The 23333-nt window shown below is 61.4% G+C and carries 17 protein-coding genes and 1 pseudogene; 12 read left to right on the forward strand and 6 right to left on the reverse strand.

What is annotated here, in order from left to right; genetic code table 11:
• Window positions 1-177: 177 nt before the first annotated feature.
• Window positions 178-2388: a transglycosylase domain-containing protein gene (locus NBH09_RS00880; protein WP_250786782.1), complete on the reverse strand. Its 2211-nt coding sequence runs from the start codon at window positions 2386-2388 to the stop codon at window positions 178-180.
• A 164-nt stretch (window positions 2389-2552) separates the two neighbouring features.
• On the opposite strand from NBH09_RS00880, the gene NBH09_RS00885 reads away from it, so the two are divergent.
• The 4 genes from NBH09_RS00885 (at window position 2553) to NBH09_RS00900 (ending at window position 8939) form a co-directional block, all read left to right on the forward strand.
• Window positions 2553-4529, forward strand: coding sequence for a peptidase U32 family protein (locus NBH09_RS00885; protein WP_250786783.1), 1977 nt, complete (start codon window positions 2553-2555; stop codon window positions 4527-4529).
• Between the two features lie 96 nt (window positions 4530-4625).
• A complete protein-coding gene (tyrS, locus tag NBH09_RS00890; protein WP_118079442.1) occupies window positions 4626-5837 on the forward strand; it encodes a tyrosine--tRNA ligase in 1212 nt (403 codons plus the stop codon).
• 280 nt (window positions 5838-6117) lie between these two features.
• Window positions 6118-7938, forward strand: a complete 1821-nt coding sequence (locus tag NBH09_RS00895) for an adenine deaminase (RefSeq protein ID WP_250786784.1) — start codon at window positions 6118-6120, stop codon at window positions 7936-7938.
• A gap of 206 nt (window positions 7939-8144) precedes the next feature.
• Complete coding sequence (locus NBH09_RS00900; protein ID WP_250786785.1) at window positions 8145-8939, forward strand: Cof-type HAD-IIB family hydrolase; 795 nt, start codon at window positions 8145-8147, stop codon at window positions 8937-8939.
• Between the two features lie 119 nt (window positions 8940-9058).
• Here NBH09_RS00900 and NBH09_RS00905 read toward each other — a convergent pair whose 3' ends face one another.
• From NBH09_RS00905 to NBH09_RS00915, 3 genes are all read right to left on the reverse strand, one after another.
• Window positions 9059-9901, reverse strand: a complete 843-nt coding sequence (locus NBH09_RS00905) for a Cof-type HAD-IIB family hydrolase (protein WP_250786786.1) — start codon at window positions 9899-9901, stop codon at window positions 9059-9061.
• 87 nt (window positions 9902-9988) lie between these two features.
• Window positions 9989-11407, reverse strand: a complete 1419-nt coding sequence (locus NBH09_RS00910) for a citrate synthase (protein WP_250786787.1) — start codon at window positions 11405-11407, stop codon at window positions 9989-9991.
• Between the two features lie 77 nt (window positions 11408-11484).
• On the reverse strand, window positions 11485-11772 hold the full coding sequence (locus tag NBH09_RS00915; protein ID WP_006235289.1) for an ACT domain-containing protein: 288 nt from the start codon (window positions 11770-11772) through the stop codon (window positions 11485-11487).
• A gap of 349 nt (window positions 11773-12121) precedes the next feature.
• On the opposite strand from NBH09_RS00915, the gene rpmE reads away from it, so the two are divergent.
• The 6 genes from rpmE to NBH09_RS00945 all read left to right on the forward strand — a co-directional run bounded on the left by rpmE (window position 12122) and on the right by NBH09_RS00945 (window position 19898).
• Window positions 12122-12547, forward strand: a complete 426-nt coding sequence (gene rpmE / locus NBH09_RS00920; protein ID WP_195364312.1) for a 50S ribosomal protein L31 — start codon at window positions 12122-12124, stop codon at window positions 12545-12547.
• A gap of 356 nt (window positions 12548-12903) precedes the next feature.
• Window positions 12904-15711 (forward strand): preprotein translocase subunit SecA, encoded by a 2808-nt coding sequence (secA, locus tag NBH09_RS00925; protein ID WP_250786788.1) that lies wholly within the window; start codon window positions 12904-12906, stop codon window positions 15709-15711.
• On the forward strand, window positions 15711-16859 hold the full coding sequence (gene prfB, locus NBH09_RS00930; RefSeq protein WP_250786789.1) for a peptide chain release factor 2: 1149 nt from the start codon (window positions 15711-15713) through the stop codon (window positions 16857-16859). The genes secA and prfB overlap by 1 nt, the downstream gene beginning before the upstream one ends.
• A gap of 167 nt (window positions 16860-17026) precedes the next feature.
• The gene (locus NBH09_RS00935; protein WP_250786790.1) at window positions 17027-17917 is read left to right on the forward strand and encodes a YitT family protein; all 891 of its coding nucleotides are present in this window, start codon (window positions 17027-17029) and stop codon (window positions 17915-17917) included.
• Window positions 17918-18124: 207 nt separating this feature from the next.
• Window positions 18125-18955: a transketolase gene (locus tag NBH09_RS00940; RefSeq protein ID WP_006235308.1), complete on the forward strand. Its 831-nt coding sequence runs from the start codon at window positions 18125-18127 to the stop codon at window positions 18953-18955.
• Between the two features lies 1 nt (window position 18956).
• The gene (locus NBH09_RS00945; protein WP_250786791.1) at window positions 18957-19898 is read left to right on the forward strand and encodes a transketolase family protein; all 942 of its coding nucleotides are present in this window, start codon (window positions 18957-18959) and stop codon (window positions 19896-19898) included.
• Window positions 19899-20019: 121 nt separating this feature from the next.
• Here NBH09_RS00945 and NBH09_RS00950 read toward each other — a convergent pair whose 3' ends face one another.
• Both NBH09_RS00950 and NBH09_RS10055 read right to left on the reverse strand, forming a co-directional pair.
• Window positions 20020-20577 carry a hypothetical protein gene (locus NBH09_RS00950; RefSeq protein WP_250786792.1) on the reverse strand — a complete coding sequence of 186 codons (558 nt, stop codon included), beginning with the start codon at window positions 20575-20577 and terminating at the stop codon, window positions 20020-20022.
• 108 nt (window positions 20578-20685) lie between these two features.
• Window positions 20686-20769 (reverse strand): annotated as a pseudogene (locus tag NBH09_RS10055) (zinc-ribbon domain-containing protein); the annotation flags it as partial.
• A gap of 414 nt (window positions 20770-21183) precedes the next feature.
• Between NBH09_RS10055 and ftsE the strand changes: the two are divergent.
• Window positions 21184-22404: a cell division ATP-binding protein FtsE gene (gene ftsE, locus NBH09_RS00955; RefSeq protein ID WP_250786793.1), complete on the forward strand. Its 1221-nt coding sequence runs from the start codon at window positions 21184-21186 to the stop codon at window positions 22402-22404.
• Window positions 22391-23311, forward strand: coding sequence for a permease-like cell division protein FtsX (gene ftsX, locus NBH09_RS00960; RefSeq protein WP_250786794.1), 921 nt, complete (start codon window positions 22391-22393; stop codon window positions 23309-23311). Before ftsE ends, ftsX begins: the two co-directional genes overlap by 14 nt.
• Window positions 23312-23333: the final 22 nt, after the last annotated feature.

Consider the following 23333-nt stretch of genomic DNA (forward strand, 5'->3'; position numbering starts at 1 on the left):
AGGTAATTGCCGAGGGCGTTGATAAAGGTCAGCGCCCTTTTTGCATACCAGTGCCTGTTGTTCTATCGGTCCTGTAGCCGGGGCCGTCGTGGCATCTTGTGGTATCTGCCGAAATAAAGAAGCGCCCGAGCAGCGTATATGCTGCTCGGGCGCCTTGGTGTCAGTCGTTTTTTGCGCTTACTGGCCCGTAGAGGGGTCGGGCGTGGGCGTAGGATCGGGGGTAGGCGTAGGATCGGGTGTGGGCGTGGGAGTAGGGGTGGGGGTAGGAGAGCCGCCCTCGCCGCCGCTACCGTCGCCGCCGCCGGTCGTACCGTCTCCGCCGGTGGTACCGTTGCCGCCGGTCGTATCGCCACCCGTGGTCTCGGTCGTCGTGGTGGTAGTCGTCGTGGTGGTTGCTCCCTCGTCTTTGTCGTCTTTGTCCTCCGACTTCTTGGCGTTGCTAGTGCCGTAGAACTTCCAGACGCTATTGTTCTTGTACGTGGGAGCCGTTCCGGTCTGGAATTCCTCGCGCTCGGTGCCCGCAAGAACGGTGTTCATGAACTTCTTAAAGACGGGCAGGTTGGTGCTGTCGCCCAGCAGGTCCGAACCGTACTTTTGGATGGGAATCTCGCCTGCGGAATAACCGGTCCACAGGGCGCATGTCAGTTGCGGCGTGAAGCCGCAGAACCACAGGTTGGTGGTGTTGTCAGTGGTGCCCGTCTTGCCGGCATAGGGCTGGTTGACGTTCAGCGCGCCGGCGGCACCCGTGCCGCTGCCCTGCATGACGCCGGATAGAACATCGGTAACCGCGGCAGCCTCGCCTTCGGTGAGCACCTGCGTGGGATTGTCGGTGTGCTGGTACAGAACCGAGCCGGTACGCGAGTCGATCTCGGTAATGGCGATGGGCTGACGGTAGTAGCCACCGTTGGCAAACGTTGCGTAGGCAGATGCCATCTCGAGCGGTGAGATGGACCCGGTGCCGAGCGTCATGACGGGAACGTCCTCGATATTGTCCTTGGCGGGATCGATGCCAAGCTTTTTGACGAGCGATATGATCTTGTCATTGCCGATGGCTTCGGCCACCTGAATGTAGCCGGTGTTGGATGAGTATGCCGTTGCCTGCTTAAGCGTGATGTTGCCATAGCTCTGGTTGCCGTAGTTTTGCACCTCGGTCGTGGTGCCCTTGGCCTTGAGCGGCGAGTTGCAGTTGAGGGTGACGTTGGGGTTCATACCGTTTTGGATGGCAGTTGCCAGCGTAAAGGCCTTAAACGTGGAGCCCACGGGGCGCTTTGCCGTAGCGTGGTTCACGTGATTCTCGTCGGCGTTGTAGTCGTAGCCGCCTACCATGCACTTGATGTAGCCGGTCTTGGGGTCAACGACGACCATGCCCATGTCCAGGCCGTCGAGCGAAAGCGTGTCGAGCTGCGAGCGCACAGCCTCCTCGGCCACCTGCTGCATGGTGGGGTCGATGGTGGTCTTGACGGTCAGACCGCCCTTAAAGAGCACGTCGGTGGAGAACTCCTGCTCAAGCAACTGCTTAACGTAGGAGACAAAGTAGGGCTGAGAGTACACATCGACGCCACTGCCCGAAATCTCGGTCACGTTAAGCGTGATGGGCTCAGCCTGTGCGGCATCGTGCTCTTCCTGCGTGATGTGGCCCAGACGCAGCATGTTGTCCAGAACCTTATTGCGGCGGGACAGCGCCAAGTCGGGATTAACCGTGGGGTCGTACTGCGAGGGCGAGTTGGGAAGGCCGATGAGCAGCGCGGCCTCGCTCAGGGTGAGGTCGGCGGCGGTTTTGGACAGATAGGTCTCGGCGGCGGCCTCGATGCCATATGCTCCATGGCCGTAGTAGATGGTGTTGAGGTACATCATGAGGATCTCGTCTTTGGAGTACATATCCTCCATCTTGATGGCGATATAGGCCTCGCGCACCTTACGCTCGATGGTCGAGTCGAATTGTTCCTCCTGCAAGATGGTGTTGCGAACCAGCTGCTGGGTGATGGTCGATGCGCCCTCGTGGCCACCGGTGAGGGTTGCCACCGATGCGCGTGCAATGCCCCAGAGGTCGATGCCGCCATGCTCGTAGAAGCGCTCGTCCTCAACGTCGACAGTGCCCTGCAGCACGTACGGGGACACCTGGTCCTTGGTAATGGACTTGCGGTTTTGCGTGTAGAAGCTCGCAATGGTATTGCCGTTGCAGTCGACGATGTCGGTGGGCTCACTTACCAGGTAAGCATTGGCGTCGGTGTAGTCGGGCAGATCGGACAGCCAGCGGTTGACGTTGCCGATCATGCCGATGCCAAACGCTACGCCCGCGATAAGCAGAAAGCCCAAAAACGAGAGCAAGATCATGGGAAGGGCATGCGTCTTAGAGCGACCGCGCCCCTGTCGTTGGCGAGGACCCATATATTGACCTCCAGGTATGTTGTGCCAGGCGGCAGGTATGCTGCCGGGCAGGATGGACATAAGTTATTACACGATAAACCAAACGAGGCGCGCGAGGCCTCGTGTATGCTGGATGACGGCATTTTTCAGAGTGAATGCATACCTTGTTGGTAAGGAGTTTGCCGATGGCGATTCGGACGATGGGGCCGAGTGGACAATGCGATAACGAGCCGGGGGCTGCCGAGGTGGCGCTGCCCGAGCTGCTGGCGCCTGCCGGCGGACTCGATCAGATGCTCGCGGCGATCGCAGCGGGCGCCGATGCCATCTATGCGGGCCTGGGTGGGTTTAACGCCCGCGTGAGCGCACACGGCTTTACCGACGACGAGTTTTTGCGCGGCTGCGCCGTGGCGCATGCGAACGGCGTGCGTGTATACGTGACGCTCAACGTGTTTGTGTTCGATGACGAGTTGGCCGACGCGGTGGCGCTGGGGGCGCACGCGCATGGGTTGGGTGCCGATGCCTTGATCGTGGCAGATGCCGGTCTGGCCTGCGCGTTGTACGCGGCGATTCCCGGGGTCGAGATTCACCTGTCCACGCAGACGGGCGTCCATAGCGAAGGCGCCGTGCGCCTGGCTGCCGACGAGCTCAGGGTCGAGCGCGTGACGACCGCCCGCGAGCTGGCGGTCGACGAGATTGCCGCCCTGTGTGCTACCGGCGTGCCTATCGAGGTGTTCTGCCACGGCGCGATTTGCATTGGATATTCGGGCGCCTGTGAGTTTTCGGCCCTGCGGCGTGGACGATCGGCGATGCGCGGCGACTGTACGCAGCCGTGTCGCTTGGCGTACGACCTGGTGGACGAGGCGGGGGAGAGCGTCGTTTCCGTGGAGGGCGATCGTCTGCTGTGCCCGCGCGACTATCTGGGCATTGCGCACCTGCCCGAGCTTGTTGGGGCCGGGGTGGCGTCGCTCAAGATCGAGGGTCGCATGAAAAACCCCGACTACGTGTTCAACGTGGTGCGGGTGTGGCGTCGTGCACTCGATATGCTGCGCGATGGCGCGTGGGATGCCGCTGCCGTGTCGGCGCTCGAGCGCGAGCTGGGCAGGTCGTTCAACCGCGGGTTTACCGATGCGTATCTGCGGGGGCGATCGGGTGCTGAGCTCATGAGCTTTGAGCGTGCGATTAACCAGGGCGTGCGCGTGGGCCACTTGGTGACGGTGGGTCACGAAGAGGTGACCGTCGAGCTCGATGCCGCCGTGGCCGCGGGCGACACGCTCGAGATCCGGTTCTATCCGGGTGCCGATGCACGCCCCGATGTGCCCAAGCGCTGGCCCCAGGTGCCTTGCCCCGTGGATGCCGCTGCGGGAGAGCGTATCGTCGTGCATTGCAAACGCAAGGTGGACGCGGGCTGCGAGGTCTATCTGATTCGCAGTGCCGGCGTGCTGGGGCAGACGGCAACGGTGTTGGAGCGCATGCGGGTCGAGGCAGATGCGGTCGCGCCTGCTGAGCGGTCCGTTGAGGTGCTGCCGTTTGAGGGCGTTCTGGCAGATGGCGACGTGCCGACGGAGTTGGCGGGGTCGGCGGAGCCGGCAAAGCGCGAGGCTTTTGCTCGTATGGTCTTTGCCTGGGAGCTGATGGATGTGGATCCGCGCGATGAGCGGGATCTGTCCGATGCGACAGTGGTGCTCGACGAAGTGTGCCGCGCAGGCGACGCCGAGCGGACTCGGGCGCTTATGCAACGTACCGGGCGCGTTGTCTGCCGCAACCTGGGGCAGGTGGCGATGGCTCGCGAGCTGGGCACGGCGTTTGACGTGGCGGCGCCGGCGTTCTGCGCCAATCGGGCCACGCTTACCTGGCTGCGCGGGCTTGGCGCGAGGTGGGTATACTTGCCTGCCGAGCTGCTCAGCAATGATAGGGAGCGTATTGCCGAGCTGGCTGCTGAACCCGGCGTCTTGGGTCCGGTCGACGCCGACCGTCCCGAGCTCATGGTGTGCGAGCACTGCCTGCTGACCGCCGAGGGCGTCTGCGCCACCGATGCGACGGGGCGGGTCCGTTGCCGCGACTGCTTGCGTCGTCGGCAGGTGCGCTATCTGGTCGAGCGTGACGGTACACGTCTGCCAGTTGCCATCGACGCATGCGGCAGGACGAGGATTTTCCTGTCGTAGGTGCTGCGTCGCGTCAGTTTGTTATCATAAGAGAGTTTATGGACTTCCAGCACCGCCGTTTTCGGCGAGGGTGCTATAGCAAAAGGAGGATACCCAATGCTGTCTGTTGACGAGCAAATGCGTATCATCACCTCGGGCGCCGCGCAGATCGTTCCCGAGGCCGACCTTCGCAAGAAGCTTGAGAAGGGCGAGCCCCTCAACATCAAGCTCGGCGTCGATCCCACCAGTCCCGACCTGCACCTGGGCCACGCCGTGCCGCTGCGCAAGATGCGTCAGTTCCAGGACCTGGGTCACAACGTCACCCTCATCATCGGCAACGGTACTGCGCTGATTGGCGATCCCTCGGGCAAGAATTCCACTCGCCCGCAGCTTTCGCAGGAGCAGATCGAGGCCAATGCCGAGACCTACGTGAGCCAGGCCATGAAGATCCTGGATCCCGAGAAGACCACCATCGTGCACAACGGCGACTGGATCTTGTCGATGGATCTGGCCGGTCTGCTGCAGGTGTGCTCCAAGTTCACCGTCGCCCGTATTCTCGAGCGCGACGACTTTACCAAGCGCTACCAGTCTCAGACGCCGATCGCCCTGCATGAGTTCCTGTATCCCGTGATGCAGGCTTTCGACTCCGTGCAGATCAAGGCCGACGTGGAGATGGGCGGCACCGATCAGCTCTTCAACCTGCTCGCCGGCCGTGAGCTCATGGAGAAGATGGGCATGGAGCCCCAGATCGCGCTCACCATGCCGCTGCTCGAGGGCACTGATGGCGTCCGTAAGATGTCCAAGTCCTACGGTAACTACATCGGCCTGACCGACGCGCCCAAGGATATGTTCGGCAAGACCATGTCCATCCCCGACGAGATGATCGGCAAGTACTACCGCCTGGCGAGCTCGCTCACCCCGGCCGAGGTCGACAAGATCGACGCTGCTCTGGCCGACGGCTCCGCCGATCCCTATGAGCTCAAGCGCGCTCTGGGCCGCGACCTGTGCGACACCTACCATGGCGCCGGTGCCGGCGACGAGGCTCAGGCCGAGTTCGACCGCGTGTTCAAGGAGGGCCAGCTCGCCGACTTCCCCGAGAAGCATATTGAGCTGACCGTCAACGACGAGGGCCAGATCTACCTCGCCGGCCTGCTCAAGGACCTGGGCCTTTCGGCCAGCGCCGGTCAGGCCCGCCGCGACATCGACGGCGGCGGCGTCAAGATCAACGGCAAGGCCGTGGCTCCCAAGAGCTACAACATCGACCCCAGCGCCCTCAAACTGGGCGACACCCTCTCCGTAGGCAAGCGCAAGGGCTTTAAATTGGTCTAGCAAGTAGGTCAACCTAACATGTGCAATAGGGCCGCAGCCGGGGTTCCCGACTGCGGCCCTTTGAGTTGCGGTGAAATAGTTCCTAAAAATGCCATACGGGCGCCCAGGCAGGAACTATTCCACCGCAACTTTTTTCTCCGTCCCCAAGGGATCATTTGGCGGTGCCGTTAAGCGGAGAGGTGTGCCGCCGCTCCTCCTTTTGGGCATACAATGGCTATTGGTTTGCTGCGGTGAAGGCCTGTCCGCTCCGCAGCTTTTTTCTACGGTTAAAGGAGTATGTATGTCCGTTGAGGTCATGAGATCTGTGATCGAGGCCGCCGAGGGTCGTGTGCCCGTTGACACGCTGTTTGCCAACGCACAGATTGTCGATGTGTACGGCCAGCGCGTGGCGCCCGGTAGCGTTGCCGTCAAGGATGGCGTGATCGTCGGTGTGCTCTACGATGGTCGCGACGATGCCGCCGGTACGTATGAGGCTGCCGAGGTCATCGATTGCCAGGGCCGCTATCTTGCCCCCGGTTTTATTGACGGACACTTGCATATCGAGTCTTCGAACATCCGCCCTGCCGAGTATGCGCGCATGGCGGCGACGCGCGGTACCACCACTGCCATTGCCGACAGCCACGAGATCGCCAACGTTTCCGGCCTGGACGGCCTGCGCTTTATGATCGAGGACGGCCGTCGCGCGCCCATTTCCATCAAGTACATGATGCCCTCGTGCGTGCCCGCGCTGCCCGATGAGCAAGCAGGCGCTGTGATTACCGCCGCTGACATGCAGGCGTTTTTTGCCGAATATCCGGGTGATGTCTTTGGTCTGGGCGAAATGATGAACCTGCCGGGCGTCTTTATGGCCGATCCCGAGACCTGTGCTCGTATCGACGCTGCCAACCAGACGCCGTCCAAACAGGTTGACGGTCATGCCCCGCTCGTTGCCGGCAAGGACCTCAACGCCTATGCTGCGGCAGGCATTATCGCCGACCACGAGTCGACGATTCCCGAGGAGGCGCTCGACAAGCTGTCTCGCGGCATGTACGTGATGCTGCGCGAAGGTACGTGCAGCCATGATCTGGCCAACCTGTCGCCGATGCTGCTGGAGAATCCCGCGCCCGCCCGCCGCTGCTGCTTTGCGACTGACGACCGCGCTCCTTCCGATGCGCTTGCAACCGGCATGATCGACAATGCCTGCCGCGTGGCGATTGAGGCCGGTATCGACCCCGTGGTCGCTATCTCTATGGCGTCCCTCTCCACGGCCGAGGCGTTTGGCCTGGATCACGGCTGCCGCGACCCGCACGAGCTACGCGGTGCGATTGCCCCGGGCAAGCGTGCCGACCTGCTGGTGCTCAATGACCTGACGTTTGCCACGGCTCCGCATCGCGTATATGCCGCCGGTGCTCTGGTGGCGCAGGACGGCACCTTTGTGGGCGAGATTGCACCCGAGATGGCCGAGGTTGCGGCCCTTGCCGATGAGCTGCGCGCCTCCGTTAAGCTGCCGAAGCTTTCGCTCGACGTATTCGACTATGCCTTTAAGCCGGGCGAGGCCGTGATTGACGTGGTGCCGGGCAAGGCCATCACGGGCATGGTTCGTCCTGAGACTGACGAGGACTTGCGTCGCATTATGCTGATTGAGCGCCATGGCCGCGGCGTGTCGCTGCAGGCCGAGGGCGCCGACGGCGACGGCCCCGCTGGCCTGGGCCTGGTCGGCAAGCACATCGGTCGCGGCTGGGTGCGCGGTTTCACCATCACGGGTGGCGCCATTGCCTCCACGATCGGCCACGACTCGCACAACGTGTGCGTGGTGGGCGACAACGCCGCCGATATGATGGCCGCCGTTGAGGCCGTGGGCCAGGGCGGCCACGTGCTGGTGCGCAACGGCGAGGTCGTGGCGCGCATTCCGCTGGCGCTCGGTGGCCTTATGAGCGAGGGCACGGCCGAGGACGTTGCCGCGCAGCACGACGACTTTATGGTCAAGGCGCGCGCCATGGGTATTGAGCCGCCGCTCGACCCCATCATGGGCATCATCTTCCTGCCCCTGCCGGTCATCCCGACGCTCCGCATCCGCCCCGAGGGCATGTTCGACGTTACAACCTTCACCTACGCCGACTAGTCATCGGGGACGTTCTTAAACGACTAGTCATCGGGGACACTCTTTGGCGGGCTGCCTGACGTCGCGACCGTAGGACCTCTGACGCGCGTGAGCTATTTGCTAGGTCCTTGTAACGTTTGCGCCCGCGGAGTCTTACCTGAGCTCCCTTTGGGTACGTTGGAATTGGATACACGTTCGATTCCAACAAGCCCGAAGGGAGCTTTTCCATGTTTAAACTGATTGCATCCGATATGGACGGCACGTTGCTTGACGAAAACAGCCAGGTGCCTCCCGAGACCTACGAACTGATTCTGGCGCTACACGAGCATGGCGTGCATTTTGCCGCATCGTCAGGTCGCCGCTACGATCGCCTGTGCGAGTTCTTTGCGCCCGTTCGCGACAAGATGGACTTTGTCGCCGCTAACGGTGCCCAGGTCTACGCCGACGGCAAAATGGTAGACCGTGAGGTGTATTCGCACCTGGCGATTCGAAAGCTCGCCCAAGCAGTCGCGACGTTTCCCAATCTGCATCTTGCGCTCTTTGACCGAACCAAGTCCTTCCTGCTCGATGACGAGTGCAAGTTCGTGCGTGAGGTCGATAAGGACCTTCCCAATGCCGAGCGCATTTGGGAGCTGCCCGATCCCAGCGTAAATATCATCAAGGCGAGTATCTTTTGCGATGACGGTGTCGTTATGGACAGCGCCTACGTGCTACAGCGCGAACTTGGTCAGCTCTTTACTTTTGCGCCTTCGGGCAACGCGTGGATCGATGCTATGCAGCCCGGTGTGTCGAAGGCCTCGGGCATCGCGCAGCTCGCGGAACACTACGGCATTGGACGCGACGAGGTCATGGCGTTTGGTGACTCGATGAACGACTACGAGATCATTCGCTTTGTCGGCACGGGCTGCGCGATGGAAAACGCGCGCCCCGCGCTCAAGGCGGTGGCCGATCGCGTGGTGGGTTGTAACCGCGACCACGCCGTCCAGCAGGAGCTCCGTCGCGTGCTGGAGGGTCTCGCTTAATCCGGCAGATGGGGACGTTTCTTTTCTGCCGGCAGTGGGGGACAGTTCTTGCAGCTTTTTCGCGAAGAGTGTCCCCAACGACTCGTCATTCAAGAACGTCCTCAGTGACTGGCCAATGACTAGGCGAGAGCGGCCATGATGGTGCGGGCGACGCCGTCGTGATCGTTGTCATATTCGGTGATGGCATCGGCGGCCTCGCGGTCCTCGGGCTCGGCGTTGATCATGGCCATGCCGTGGCCCGCTGCCTGCAGCATGGGGATGTCGTTGATGTTGTCGCCGAACGCCCAAGCGTCGGCGAGACGCTCGCCCAGGTGCTCGCAGAGCCACGTGAGGGCCGTTCCCTTGGTGGCGCCCTCGCCCATGACCTCGATATTCATGGCGTACGAACGCGTGACCTCAATGCCTCCGAGCGTGTCGAGCTCCGCCGCGATGGCGTCGCGATCAGCCGGGTCGTGCCAGTACATGGCGATGCGCTCGAGCGTCTCGACCTCGTCGATCTTGCTGTCGATATCCATGTCGATCGGTGTTCGTGTGCGCTTGAGCGAAGCCGCGATGTGTGGGTCGCCGCCGCAGAATTCGTCCAGGCGCGTGTAGAGCGAGCGGGAGAGGAAGCACTGCCCGTCCGCGAAGATATCGAAGGTGACGTCATGGCCGGCGGCAATGCTATGGACGCGGTGGGCGATGGCGCGGTCGAGCGGTCGGCTCAAAATGCGCGTAGCACGTGAGGTGTCGGTGGGCGCATCCTCGTCGAGCTGCCAGACACTGGCGCCATTGGCGCAGACGGCATAGTGCACGGCGGGATGGGCGAGGATGGGCTCAAAGATGCCCGACAGCGGGCGCCCCGTGCAGGGCACAAACTCAATACCGCGGTGCGCAAGCTCGTCGAGCATCGCCCAGGTGGCGTCGCTCATCTGCTTGTCGCTCGTCAACAGCGTTCCATCCATATCGGAAAACACAATCATTTGATGCAGCCCTTTCTGCTGGCATAAAAAGCGTGGCCGAGGGCGGTGATTCCCTGGCCACGCTCGAGTTCTATAACGGTCCGCGTCCTAGCGGTCGGCGAGCGGCTTGTACGCAAGCGGCTCGATAACCGGGCGATAAGCCGGGCGAATAATGCGGTGCGCGCAGAAGAGCTCTTCCATGCGGTGTGCCGACCAGCCGGCCATGCGGGCGACGGCGAATAGCGGCGTAAAAAGCGTCTCGGGTACGCCGAGCATCTTGTAGATAAAGCCTGTGTACAGGTCGATGTTGGCGCAGATGGGCTTAGTCATGCCGTGGTCGCGCATCACCTGCGGTGCCAGGCGCTCAATGCGCTCGATGAGCGCGAACTCATCGCCCAGGTCCTTCTTGGCGGCAAGTGTGCGCGCGTAACGGCGGCACACCTCGGCGCGCGGGTCGCTCAGCGTGTAGACGGCGTGGCCCATACCGTAGATGAGGCCCGTGCCGTCGAAGGCCTGCTTGTCGAGAATCTTGCCCAGGTAGGCTGCGACCTCGTCCTCGTCCTCCCAATTGGAGACATGCGCACGGATGTCCTCGTGCATGGACACGACCTTGGCGTTGGCGCCGCCGTGGCGCGGGCCCTTGAGCGAGCCGATGGCCGCGGCGTAGGCGGAATACGGGTCAGTGGCCGAGGAGGACAGCACGCGGCAGGCAAACGTGGAGTTGTTGCCGCCGCCGTGCTCGGCATGCAGCATGAGCATCACGTCGAGCAGCATGGCTTCGTCGCGGGTGAATGCCATGCCGCCGCGCAACACCTGCAGGATGGTCTCGGCGGTGGAGAGGCCGGGCGTGGGGTGCGGTACATGAACCTCGGAGCCGCGGCGCTTGGCGACCGAGGCCATATGCGCGAAGGCGGCGATGCGGGGGAGACGGGCGAGCATGGAGATGGCGACGTCGATTTCGTGCTCGGGTGTAATGGCGTCGGGCTCGGCGTCGAAGGCGTAGAGCAGCAGCACGGCGCGCTGAAGCACATTCATGATGCTCGACGACACCGTGGTCATGGGGAACTCTTTGACGTACTCGTCGCTCAGGTGCCTAAAAGCACCCAGACGTCCGCAAAAACCGTCGAGCTCCTCTTTGTTGGGCAGAGAGCCCGTGATGAGCAGGTAGGCGACCTCTTCGTAGCCATAGCGATCCTCGGCCTGGGCGTTGTTGACCAGGTCCTCGATGCTGTAGCCACGAAGCGTGAGTTTGCCCTGATCGGGCACGACCTTTCCGTCGACCTTGTTGTAGCCATGCACATCCGAGATGCGGGTAAGGCCCGCGACCACGCCCGAGCCGTCGGCATTGCGCAGGCCGCGCTTGACGTTGTGCTCCACGAACAAGCCCTCGTCGTACGGGGCGGTCGGCAGGCCGTGGTAGAGGTTTTCGCTTTCGGGCGAAATCTGACGGCTCGCCTCGTAATCCAGAACCAGGCGGCTCAGGTGATCGTCGAAGCGGTAGTAGATTTTCTTGGCGTCGTAGGCCATGCGCGCTCCTCTCCGGTCCGCTTTGGGGCCGCGCGCTTGGACGATATGACGTCAAGCTGCCCCGAGCGGCTTGTTCGCTACAGACGGTACATAAAGTTAAAGACGTCCTCGCGCTGAATGGACACGTTGACGCCCGAAAGCTCGCCTGCCTCGGCCAGGGCCTTCTGCAGCTCGGCGAAGTCGAGCTTGGATTCGGCGGTGTCGGCCAGCATGGTCATGGTGAAGATGTCCTCGATAATGGACTGCGTGATGTCGCGGATGTCGACGTTGGCCTCGCCCAGAACACGGGTGACGCCGGCGACGATGCCGGGGCGGTTCTTGCCAAGGACGGTGATGACGATGCGGGAGGACGAGATCTCGGCCATGGGAAACCCTTTCGCGTGGTTGCGGTGCGCGGGGCGCTCCGCTACGGTACAGTGTTCATCATTGTACCTGTCTGGCGCCAAAAGGGGCACCCTTGCTGCGGCGTTACACGTCTGCAACATGGGGCGCTTGTCTCGCGGGGTGTATTTTTGGCACCCTGGACAGGTCAGGCGGTTCCTGTTGGCGCCGCGATCGGGCAGATGCGCCTGTGCGCTCTGGTGCAAAGACCGTGAACCTTTTGTGGGACGTGCGGCGCCGTGGTACCATAGCCGAGTTTGTTGTCTTGGTCGGAAACCAAGACGCCTTATGCGCTGATCGGTAACCAGCGCCTGACTAATAAGGAGTCCTACCATGAAGCAGGGTATCCATCCCCAGTATGTCGAGTGCACGGTGACGTGCTCCTGCGGCAACACTTTCAAGACGCACGCTACCGTGTCCGAGATGAAGGTCGAGCTTTGCAACGAGTGCCACCCGTTCTACACCGGCCAGCAGAAGTTCGTCGACACCGGTGGACGCGTCCAGCGCTTCGCCGACAAGTTCGGTGGCGCCGCTGCCGCCCAGCTCAAGAAGGCTGAGGAGGCCAAGGCTGCCAAGGCCGCCAAGGCTGCTGAGGCCGAGGCCGCTCGCAAGGCCGCCGCTGAGGCTAAGGCTGCCGAGAAGGCCAAGCGTGCCGCTAAGTTTGCCGAGGAGGCTGCCAAGCAGGCCGCCGAGGCTCCCGCAGAGGCTCCCGTCGAGGAGGCCGCTGCCGAGGCCGAGACCATCGAGGCTGCTGAGTAAATAGCTCGCCGCGGAAACACTCGCATTCATGGCATTAGGGCCGCGCATCCATTTGGGTGCGCGGCCCTTTTCTTTTTATTGGCGCAAGCTAACTCGTCCCCATTGCACCAGGTTGGTGCGAAGGGGATGGGTTGGCTTGCACCAAATGGCAGAGAGACAGCGTTTTCCCAGATAAAAGCTGCCAAAATAAACCAGTCCCTTTTTGGCAAGTCCCTTTTTGGCAGGTTGGTCGTAGTTATTACGTGGCGGTTGAGGTCGACCGCATAGGCGGCGCCTTGTTTGGCTAAAGTACATTTATCTGTGTTTAACTCGTCCAAGGTTTCATGCCGCGGGCGATGGCCAAAAAGGAAAACCACATGGGATTCATGTCAAAGTTGCTGTCCTTTGGATCTGATAAGGACCTGAAGCGCTACTACAAGATCGTCGACAAGATCAACGGTCTTGAGCCCCAGTTTGAGAAGATGACCGAGGAGGAGCTCCGCGCCCAGACCGATAAGTTCCGTGAGCGCTACGCCAACGGCGAGTCGCTCGATGACATGCTCCCCGAGGCCTTTGCCACCGTGCGCGAAGCTTCCAAGCGCACCATGGGCATGCGTCACTTTGATGTACAGCTCATCGGCGCCATGGCGCTGCACGAGGGCCACATCGCCGAGATGAAGACCGGCGAAGGCAAGACCCTCGTCTCCACGCTGGCCGGCTATCTCAACGCTATCGCCGGTAAGGGCGTGCACGTCGTTACCGTCAATGACTACCTGGCCAAGCGCGACTCCGAGTGGATGGGCCGTATCTACAAGTACCTGGGTATGACCGTCGGTCTGCTGCAGAACAACATGCCGCTCGAGCTTAAGCGCCCAGCCTACCAGGCCGATGTCACCTATGGCACCAACTCCGAGTTTGGCTTCGATTACCTGCGCGACAACATGGTCACCCGCCCCGAGCAGCGTGTGCAGCGCGGTCACAACTACGCCATCGTCGACGAGGTCGACTCCATCCTGATCGACGAGGCCAGAACGCCGCTCATCATCTCGGGCGCCGGCACCAAGTCCGCCAGCACCTACAAGGACTTCGCGCGCGCCGTGCGCGGCCTTGAGCGCGGCGAGGACGTCTCGCACGACATGCTCACCGCCACCGAGGACGTTGAGCCCACGGGCGACTTCGTCATGGACGAGGCCAAGCACACCATCGCCGCCACCGAGCGCGGCCTTAAAAAGATCGAGCGCCGCTTGGGTATCGATGACATCTATGCCGATCTCTCCGGCCAGCTGGTCAACCACCTGCAGCAGGCGCTGAAGGCCCAGTACATGTTCCACCGCGACAAGCAGTACGTGGTCACCAACGGCGAGGTTAAGATCGTCGACGAGTTCACCGGCCGTATCATGGAAGGCCGCCGCTACTCCGAGGGCCTGCATCAGGCCATCGAGGCTAAAGAGGGCGTGCTCGTGCGCGAGGAGAACCAGACCCTTGCCACCATCACCCTGCAGAACTACTTCCGCCTGTATGACAAGCTCTCCGGCATGACCGGTACGGCACTCACCGAGGACGCTGAGTTCCGCGAGATCTACAAGCTGCCCGTCGAGGTCATTCCCCCCAACAAACCCGTGCAGCGTGTTGACCACGAGGACCTGGTGTACCGCACCATTCAGGCTAAGTACAACGCCGTTGCCGACGACGTTGAGCGTCGTCACGCCAAGGGCCAGCCGGTCCTGGTGGGCACCGTCTCCATCGAGAGCTCCGAAAAGCTGTCCGCCGCCCTTACCAAGCGCGGCATCGCGCACGAGGTCCTTAACGCCAAGCACCACGAGCGCGAGGCCCATATCGTGGCCCAGGCTGGTCGCTATGGCGCCGTGACCATCGCTACCAACATGGCCGGCCGTGGTACCGACATCTTGCTGGGCGGCAACCCCGACGAGCTGGTGCGCGAGCGTCTGGAGTACGAGGGCCTGACCATGGAGGACGTCACGCCCGAGCAGCTCGAGCAGTTTAACGCCGAGGCCAAGGAGACCTGCAAGGCCGAGCGCGAGCGCGTGCTTGCCGCCGGCGGCCTGACCGTCATCGGCACCGAGCGCCATGAGTCCCGCCGTATCGACAACCAGCTGCGTGGCCGTTCCGGCCGTCAGGGCGATCCGGGCGAGACCCAGTTCTACCTGTCGCTCGAGGACGATCTCATGCGCCTGTTTGGCGGCGACAAGATGGACCGCGTCTCCAAGATGATGGTCACGGCCGATATGGGCGACGACATGCCGATCCAGCACAAGATCATCTCCAAGGCCGTTGAGAGCGCCCAGCATAAGGTCGAGAGCATCAACTTCTCCATGCGTAAGAGCGTTCTTGAGTACGACGACGTCATGAACAAGCAGCGCCAGGTCATCTACGCCGAGCGTAACAAGATTCTGGATGGCAAGGACCTGACCGACCACATCACCGAGGTCATGCACGATACCGTGTACCGCTGCGTGCAGGAGTTCTGCACCAAGGACAGCCACGAGGGCGAGCGCGATCTTGAGGGTCTGCGCAAATGGGTCGTGGAGCTGACCGGGCATATCGATACCCCTCAGTTCCCCGACGAGGACTTTGAGGCCCTGGCTGCCGATGTCCTGGCCTATGTTGAGAAGTGCTACAACATGAAGGCCGAGCGTCTGGGCGAGGACCTGATGCGCGAGCTTAATACCCAGGTCATGCTGCGCGTCATCGATACGCGTTGGATGAACTACCTGCAGGAGATGGACTACCTCAAGACCGGTATCGGACTGCGCGGCTTTGGCCAGCGCGACCCGCTGGTCGAGTACAAGACCGAGGCCTACGGCGCGTTCCAGATGCTCGTCGATACCATGTACGAGGATTACCTGCGTACTGTTCTACGCATTGAGATCAAGGCTGCCCCGCAGGCTGTGGAGCACAAGGAGGAGCCCGCCCTTAAGGGTGCGCGCTTCTCTGGTCCCGCCGATGTCGATGGCGACAACAGCGATTCGGTGCTGCGCAAGCAGGCTCAGGTGCAGGCCCGTACCGCCGTCCAGGGGGGTCCGGCTGCCGTTAACAACGGTGGCAAGGTGACGACCTACCGTAAGTCCGAGAGCGACGACCCTTATGTCAACGTGGGCCGCAACGACCTGTGCCCTTGCGGTAGCGGTAAGAAGTTCAAGTACTGCCACGGCAGGAATCGTTAATGGCCGAGACTCTAGAGGTGACACCCGCCGAGTTGGACGCGTTTGCGGACCGACTCGGCGAGGTCGAGTCGTATCTCCATTTGGACGAGAAGCGTACCCGCGTAACGGAGCTCGAGGCCAAAAGCGTCGCCCCGGGTTTTTGGGACGACGCCGATGCCGCTCGCGCCACGATGGAGGAGATTGCGCGCGCCAAGGAGGACATCGCCGCCGTGGATACGGCGCGCGGTGAGCTCTCCGATGCTCGCGCCGCGTTGGAGCTTGCCGAGGAAATGGGCGATGATCCCGATGCCGCTGCGCTGCGAGAGGAAGCTGCCGCCACGGCGGAGCGCCTATCCCGCGCCATCGACGAGCTTGAACTTGCGAGCTGGTTTACCGGCGAGTTCGATCACGGCGACGCAATTGTGACCATCAAGCCCGGGCAGGGTGGCTTGGAGGCCCAGGACTGGACCTTCATGCTCTTTAAGATGTACATGAAGTACTGCCAGCGCCGCGGTTGGAAGGTCACCATCAACGATTGCCCCGCGGCCGAGGTTATCGGCATCGATCGCGCGACCTTTACCGTCGAAGGCAAGGATGCCTTTGGCATGCTTCGTGCCGAGGCCGGAGTTCACCGCCTGGTGCGCATTAGCCCCACCGACGACAAGAAGCGCCGCCAGACTACGTTTGCCGGCGTCGAGGTCATTCCGGTGCTGCCCGACGATATCGATATCGAGATTAGTCCCGATGACATTCGCGTCGACGTGTACCATGCAAGCGGCCCGGGCGGTCAGGGTGTCAACACCACCGACTCCGCCGTGCGTGTGACGCATTTCCCCAGCGGTATCGTGGTCACGTGCCAAAACGAGCGCAGCCAGATTCAAAACAAGGCCGCGTGCATGCAGATCCTCAAGGCGCGCCTGTACGAGATTGAGCTCGAAAAGCGCGCCGAGGCCCTGGATGAGATTCGCGGACCCAAGACCACAATTGGTTTTGGCAACCAGATCCGCAGCTACGTGCTCTACCCGTACCAGATGGTTAAGGACCTGCGCACGGGCGTGGAGACCAGCAACGTCGAGGCCGTTCTTGACGATGGCGACCTGGATCCGTTTGTAATTGGCTATCACCGTTGGGCTACCGGCAACGCTGACGCGGAGACCCCGTCTGCCTAAACCGCTCGGTTTATGTGGAAATGGATTAAAACCCTCCGAGCAGGGTGGTTTTGTATCCAGAACAAACCCTGCGCAGGGGTGGTATTTGTTGGGCGAATCGGTAGAATCGAATACAAGAAGAAGTTCAAAGCGCATCCGATGGGGTGCGCTTTTTTGAGGGAGGCAGCATGGCATATCGTCTGGACATCAAGCGCATTCTTTCGATGAACTTCTTTCACGATCTACCCCAGATCATGTTGGGGTGTGCCTTGGCCGCCATCGCGACCGACCTGTTTTTGATTCCCAACGGTCTTGCCGCCGGTGGCGTTACGGGTCTTGCGACGATTATCCAGGCGGTCGGCGCGGCGCGAGGCGTGTCACTTCCCGTCGGTATCCAGACCATCGTGATGAATGCCTTGCTGCTGCTGATCGTTATGCGCGAGGGCGGCATGTTCTATGTGGTGCAGACGGCGACGGGCTTTGTGCTGCTGGGCTTTTTTACCGATCTGTTTGCCCCGTTTGTAGCGCCTCTGGCACATGCGGACCTGATGCTTCCCGCTATGTGGGGCGGCATTATCACGGGCATCGGTTACGGCATGGTATTGCGCGCCGGCGCCAACACCGGCGGCTCGGACACGATTGGCCAAATCATCTCGCGTAACACCTCGCTGCCGGTGGGCTCGACCGTCATGGCAATCGACGTTGCCGTATGTGCGGCATCGGCTCCTGTCTTCTCCCTCGAAAATGCTCTGTACGCAGGACTTTCGATGGTGATTAGCGGCTATGTGATCGATGCCGTGGTCGATGGCGGCAATAAGCGTCGTATGGTACTCATCATCTCGGATAACTTCCCCGATATCGCGGCCGACATCATGTATGGTCTGGGACGCGGCTGCACCAAATTAAAGGCGACCGGTATGTATTCGGGCGTCGAGAAGCCGGTGATCATGGTGATCGTTAGCCGTCGAGAGCTCAACACCCTTAAAACGATCGTGCGCGAGCGCGATCCTCATGCCATTGTGACGGTCGCCGACGTTACGGAAGCCTTCGGTGAGGGATTCAAGGACATTAACGCGTAGGGCCGACTGCGTTCCATCCAAAAGACGTTCACATTGATAAACCGTTTCATCAGCGGTTCTGCCTGCCAAATTGTTCAAATAATGATAAAAACTCTGGTAAAGCCATCAGTTTCCAGCATAATGAATGACGTACGTGCATTGCGGCTGTGTTGGGGTTACCTTCTGTGCCGTGCGCATTTTGCCTAATGAGGATGAAAGGAAGGCACAATGAGCGACGAAGAGCTCAAAAAGGTTGCCAACGAGGTAAGGAAGGGCATCGTCACCGGCGTGCACGCTGCCAAGTCCGGCCATCCGGGCGGTTCGCTCGGCGCCGCCGACATCATGACCTATCTGTACTTTGAGGAAATGAACGTCGACCCGGCCGATCCCCGCAAGGCCGATCGCGACCGCTTTGTGCTCTCCAAGGGCCATTGCGCTCCGGGCCTGTACGCCGTACTCGCCGAGCGCGGGTTCTTCCCCAAGGAGGACCTCGAGACGCTGCGCCATATCGGCAGCCACCTGCAGGGTCACCCCAACATGAACGACACCCCGGGCGTCGACATGTCCACCGGCTCGCTCGGCCAGGGCATCTCCGCTGCCGTGGGCATGGCCGTTGCCGCCAAGCACTGGGGCGATACTTACCGCACGTACGCCCTGCTGGGCGATGGCGAGAGCGAGGAAGGCCAGGTCTGGGAGGCCGCCATGTTTGCCGGCAACCAGCAGCTCGACAACCTCTGCGTGATCGTCGACCACAACGGCCTGCAGATCGATGGCCCCGTTGAGGAGGTCAACGACCCCATGCCGCTCGCCGACAAGTTCCGCGCCTTTAAGTTCCACGTGGTGGAGCTTGCCGACGGCAACGACTTCGACCAGATCCGCGCCGCCTTTGCCGAGGCCCGCGCTACCAAGGGGCAGCCGACCGCCATTATCGCCGAGACCATGAAGGGCAAGGGCGTCTCCTTTATGGAGAACCAGGTGGGTTGGCACGGTAAGGCCCCCAACGATGAACAGTTTGAGCAGGCCATGGCAGAGCTCACGGCCGCCGGAGAGGAGCTCTAGGATGGCAGACGTCAAGAAAATCGCCACGCGCGCAAGCTACGGCGAGGCCCTCGTCGAGCTCGCCAACGAGCACGATGACTTTGTGGTCCTCGACGCCGACCTGGCCGCCGCCACGCAGACCGGTAAGTTTAAGGCCGCCTGCCCCGATCGTTTCTTTGATGTGGGCATTGCCGAGAGCAACCTGATGGGTGTTGCCGCTGGCATCGCAACCACCGGTCGCGTCGCCTTCGCGAGCACCTTTGCCATGTTCGCCGCTGGCCGCGCCTTTGAGCAGGTCCGCAATTCCATCGGCTATCCGCACCTCAACGTCAAGATCGGCGCCACGCACGCCGGTATTTCGGTGGGCGAGGATGGCGCCACGCATCAGTGCTGCGAGGATATCGCCCTTATGCGCGTTATTCCCGGCATGACCGTCATCGTTCCCGCCGACGACGTCGAGGCCCGCGCCGTGACGCGCGCCGCCTACGAGTGCGACGGCCCCGTGTACATGCGCTTTGCCCGTCTGGCTTCGCCGGTCATCAACGACCCCGAGACCTACAAGTTTGAGCTGGGCCGCGGCATCGTCATGCGCGAGGGCGCCGACGTTACCATCATCGCCTGCGGTCTGATGGTCGGCGAGGCCCTCGAGGCCGCCGAGCAGCTCGCTGCCGAGGGTATCGACGCCGAGGTCATCAACATGCACACCATCAAGCCCATCGACGCCGACCTGATCGTCAAGAGCGCCACCAAGACCGGTCACGTCGTGACCGTCGAGGAGCACTCCGTGATCGGTGGCCTGGGCAGCGCCGTTGCCGACGTCCTGTGCGAGCAGTGCCCGACGCCGCTCAAGAAGATCGGCGTCAACGACACGTTCGGCGAGTCCGGCCCGGGCGCCGAGCTCCTGCACAAGTACGGCCTGGACGCCGCCAACATCGTGGCGACCACCAAGGAGTTCTTGGCATAAGGCAAGGCGGATCTCAAGGACTGCTTCGCCAGTACTATGGAAACCCGGCAGGGGCGCTCTCTTGGAGGGCGCCCCTGTTTCAGTTGCGGTGAAATAATGACTGTTTTGTCAGCCTAAAAGCTCAATTAATCCGCATTTCACTGCAACTTTCGAAAGCGTTCCCGCTTGTGCTGGCTCCGTCGCGACGATTGATTGCGGCTTGGCACAGTGCAACGACATCGGGGGCATCGCTGCCTCGGTATGTCATGGCGAGCAAAGCGGCATCATAGATTTCGTCATTGGTCACATCGGCGGCATCAATGGGGCAGAAGGTGAGAATTGAATCCTGTTCTGCAAGCTCGGCCAGATCGATCGTTTCACCCATGGCAAAGGCATCATCGAGGACGAGTGTGGCACTCGTGCATGGAATTTGATAGATCGTGCCATCCGCAGCGATAGGGGAACCTGCTGCCTCGAGCGTGTAGACACCTTGTATGAGATTGATGCCAGAGCCATCGGAGGCGACGAACTCAATTCTGTCGACCGTTATTCCGTCGATGGTCTTGCCCGTAATGTGTATCGGAACGCGCGATGCCCCGTTATCGGTGTCCCAGCCCGCAGCCGCGACATCCAGCACAATGGCGTGCTCCGAATGGGCGGATACGAAGTGCGACAACACCTGCCGCAGATGAAGGCCCATACAGCTACCGCCGACAATGCCAATTACCAGCATGCAGGTAAGGATGATCGCAACGTGGTTCCGAGGCTTTACCCGAAGCTCAGAATCAGCAGAGATGCCATTGACGGCAGCCCCGCACGCTGTGCAGTACCTCACGCCATCGCGCAACTCAGCTCCACAATAAGGACAATTCATACTGGCCCCCACAACCATAGATGTTCCTATCGAGGCCACTGTAAATCGACAATCCAAATCCAAGTTGCGCAACAATCAAATCAAGCCCATTTCAAGCAAGAGCTTCCTCCGGGAAGCGGGCCCATCCCAACAAAGTGCAATTCAGACCCTCCCAAGCATGCATTTGCTGCACCTAATAGAAACGCGGCGACTCCTTAGTAGCCGCAGGCCACGCACAGGGTTACCTCCCAAATCTTTCCGCAGGACGGAGGAGTCCCCGCAGCGCGAAGCGCACAGCGGGGACTCCGACATGTCCGAGGACGATTTGGGAGGTAACCCTGTGCGCGGCCGGTGAGACCAAAACCCCGCCATGCTTCTTATGTGCAGCGAAGTTAATGCTGCTAAAATACAAAGCGCTCATGTAGTTTAAACGTACGACGATAAGGAGCACCAGTGGGTAACCACTTCCGTACCTCCGGTGCGGGCGATGACGCCCCCAAGACGCAGCCAGGCGCCGCGGGCACTCGTTTCGCCACCCCGGATTCAGAGGATCAGCTGTTTAGCCCGATCCCCGCACAGCCGGCAGATCAGGCACAGCCGGCATCAGATCCCTTTGCCTACAATCCCACCAATGATGTCGAGCTTTCCGAGGCCGCGGGTTTTGAGCCCGTGCAGAAGGTGACCGCTCGCGTGGATCAGCCCCAGGCGGACACTGTCGCGCCGCAGCCTGTCATGGCCGGTATTCCCGATCCCATGGCTCCTGCGACTCCGGCGCCACAGCCTGCGCAGTCCGGCCTTTTTGCCGGTATTCCCGATCCTACGCAGCCCGCGGCTCCCGTAGTCGAGAGCGATCAGGCCGCCGAGGTCGCAAGCCTCGACAATGCGCTCAACAACCCCGACTTTACGTCGGTGTTTGCGCCCATCGATCCGCAGGCCAGCCGCAAGAAGATGGCCAAGCAGGCCGGTGTCGAGCCCGTCATCCTCATGGAGCACGTCACCAAGATCTACCCGGCACAGCCCAACAAGCCCGCGCTCGACGACATCAACATCGAGATCTATCCTGGCGAGTTTGTCTTCTTGGTCGGTCACTCCGGCTCGGGTAAGACCACGCTGCTGTCGACGCTCAACCGCGACGTCAAGCCGACGAGCGGCCGCATTTTGGTCGCCGGCCAGGACCTTATGAAGATCAAGAACCGCAAGGTTCCGTTTTTGCGTCGCCAGATCGGTGCCGTGTTCCAGGACTTTAAGCTCCTGCCGCAGAAGACCGCCTATGAAAACGTGGCGTTTGCCCTGCAGTGCATCGGCAAGCCCAAGGGCGTCATTCGCAGCCAGGTGCCCGAGGTGCTTCGCCTGGTCGGTTTGGCCGATCAGATGGACTCTCTGCCCGATCAGCTGTCCGGTGGCGAGCAGCAGCGCGTCGCCGTTGCCCGCGCTATGGTCAACCGTCCGCCGCTGCTTATCTGCGACGAGCCCACGGGCAACCTCGACCCCGCGATTTCGCTGGGCATCATGAAGCTGCTCGAGCGCATTAACCGTACCGGCACCACCGTGATCGTCGCCACGCACGACCGCGAGATGGTCGATAGCATGCACCGTCGCGTGATCGCCCTCGAGGGCGGCCGCGTAATCCGCGACCAGGAGAGGGGAGGTTACGGCAACTATGGCACCAACTAACGTGGGCTATTCGCTCAAAGAGGCTATCAGCCACTTCTTCCGTAACTGGACCACCTCGCTCGGCGCCGTCATCACGATCTTCCTTTCGCTGTTTATCATCGGCCTGTTCATTATGGGTTCCGCGATGCTGAACTCCGTGATCGGTACCGTCGAGGATCAGGTTGTCATCAATGCCTTTATTAGCGATGACGCCGATCAGGCAGACGTCCAGGCCTTTGAGGCCGAGCTCAAGACGTGGAGCAACGTCAAGTCCGTGACCTATAAGGATAAGGACGACGCGCTGGCCGAGTACACGAGCAAGATGTCGGGCAACGCCGACGCCACCATGAGTGCGCTCGACGGCCAGAACCCGCTGCCCGCCTCGTTTGCGATTGAGATGGACGATCCGTCTCAGGTCGAGAGCACGGCCAAGAAGCTCAAGAAGAACGCCGACTTCCAAAAGATCGCGGACGACGGCGACGTCAACGCGAGCGTGCTGTATGGCCAGGAGGAAGTGAGCCGCCTGTTCCAGGTAACCAACTACATCCGTATCGCCGCCGTGGTGCTCGTCGGTCTGCTGACCTTTATCGCGTTCATCTTTATCAACAACACGATTCGCCTGTCCATTACGGCGCGTCGTCGCGAGATTGCGATTATGCGCCTGGTGGGCGCCAGCAACGGCTTCATTCGCGGGCCGTTCATTACCGAGGGCGTGCTGCAGGCCATTCTGGGCTCGCTGCTTTCCATCGGTGTTTTGGAGTTGCTGCGCAACCTGCTGGTTCCGCGCCTGCAAGAGAGTGTTGGCTGGATGTCGTTTACGCTGCCGATGCAGTACTATCTGGTGACCTACGCCGCACTGATTCTTGTCGGCGTGATCATCGGCCTCTTTGGCTCTGCCATCGCCATGCGCCGTTATCTGCGCGTGTAAGCGCTGCGGATATGCCGTCTGC

The sequence above is a fragment of the Collinsella sp. BG-O-102 genome (genome assembly GCF_023656745.1).
Taxonomy (GTDB): Bacteria; Actinomycetota; Coriobacteriia; order Coriobacteriales; family Coriobacteriaceae; genus Collinsella.

Excerpts from the sequence above, each read along its gene's own strand:
- NBH09_RS00880 (WP_250786782.1), bottom strand. The coding sequence starts at position 2,388 with ATGGGTCCTCGCCAACGACAGGGGCGCGGTCGCTCTAAGACGCATGCC.
- NBH09_RS00885 (WP_250786783.1), top strand. The coding sequence starts at position 2,553 with ATGGCGATTCGGACGATGGGGCCGAGTGGACAATGCGATAACGAGCCG.
- tyrS (WP_118079442.1), top strand. The coding sequence starts at position 4,626 with ATGCTGTCTGTTGACGAGCAAATGCGTATCATCACCTCGGGCGCCGCG.
- NBH09_RS00895 (WP_250786784.1), top strand. The coding sequence starts at position 6,118 with ATGTCCGTTGAGGTCATGAGATCTGTGATCGAGGCCGCCGAGGGTCGT.
- NBH09_RS00900 (WP_250786785.1), top strand. The coding sequence starts at position 8,145 with ATGTTTAAACTGATTGCATCCGATATGGACGGCACGTTGCTTGACGAA.
- NBH09_RS00905 (WP_250786786.1), bottom strand. The coding sequence starts at position 9,901 with ATGATTGTGTTTTCCGATATGGATGGAACGCTGTTGACGAGCGACAAG.
- NBH09_RS00910 (WP_250786787.1), bottom strand. The coding sequence starts at position 11,407 with ATGGCCTACGACGCCAAGAAAATCTACTACCGCTTCGACGATCACCTG.
- NBH09_RS00915 (WP_006235289.1), bottom strand. The coding sequence starts at position 11,772 with ATGGCCGAGATCTCGTCCTCCCGCATCGTCATCACCGTCCTTGGCAAG.
- rpmE (WP_195364312.1), top strand. The coding sequence starts at position 12,122 with ATGAAGCAGGGTATCCATCCCCAGTATGTCGAGTGCACGGTGACGTGC.
- secA (WP_250786788.1), top strand. The coding sequence starts at position 12,904 with ATGGGATTCATGTCAAAGTTGCTGTCCTTTGGATCTGATAAGGACCTG.
- prfB (WP_250786789.1), top strand. The coding sequence starts at position 15,711 with ATGGCCGAGACTCTAGAGGTGACACCCGCCGAGTTGGACGCGTTTGCG.
- NBH09_RS00935 (WP_250786790.1), top strand. The coding sequence starts at position 17,027 with ATGGCATATCGTCTGGACATCAAGCGCATTCTTTCGATGAACTTCTTT.
- NBH09_RS00940 (WP_006235308.1), top strand. The coding sequence starts at position 18,125 with ATGAGCGACGAAGAGCTCAAAAAGGTTGCCAACGAGGTAAGGAAGGGC.
- NBH09_RS00945 (WP_250786791.1), top strand. The coding sequence starts at position 18,957 with ATGGCAGACGTCAAGAAAATCGCCACGCGCGCAAGCTACGGCGAGGCC.
- NBH09_RS00950 (WP_250786792.1), bottom strand. The coding sequence starts at position 20,577 with ATGGGCCTTCATCTGCGGCAGGTGTTGTCGCACTTCGTATCCGCCCAT.
- ftsX (WP_250786794.1), top strand. The coding sequence starts at position 22,391 with ATGGCACCAACTAACGTGGGCTATTCGCTCAAAGAGGCTATCAGCCAC.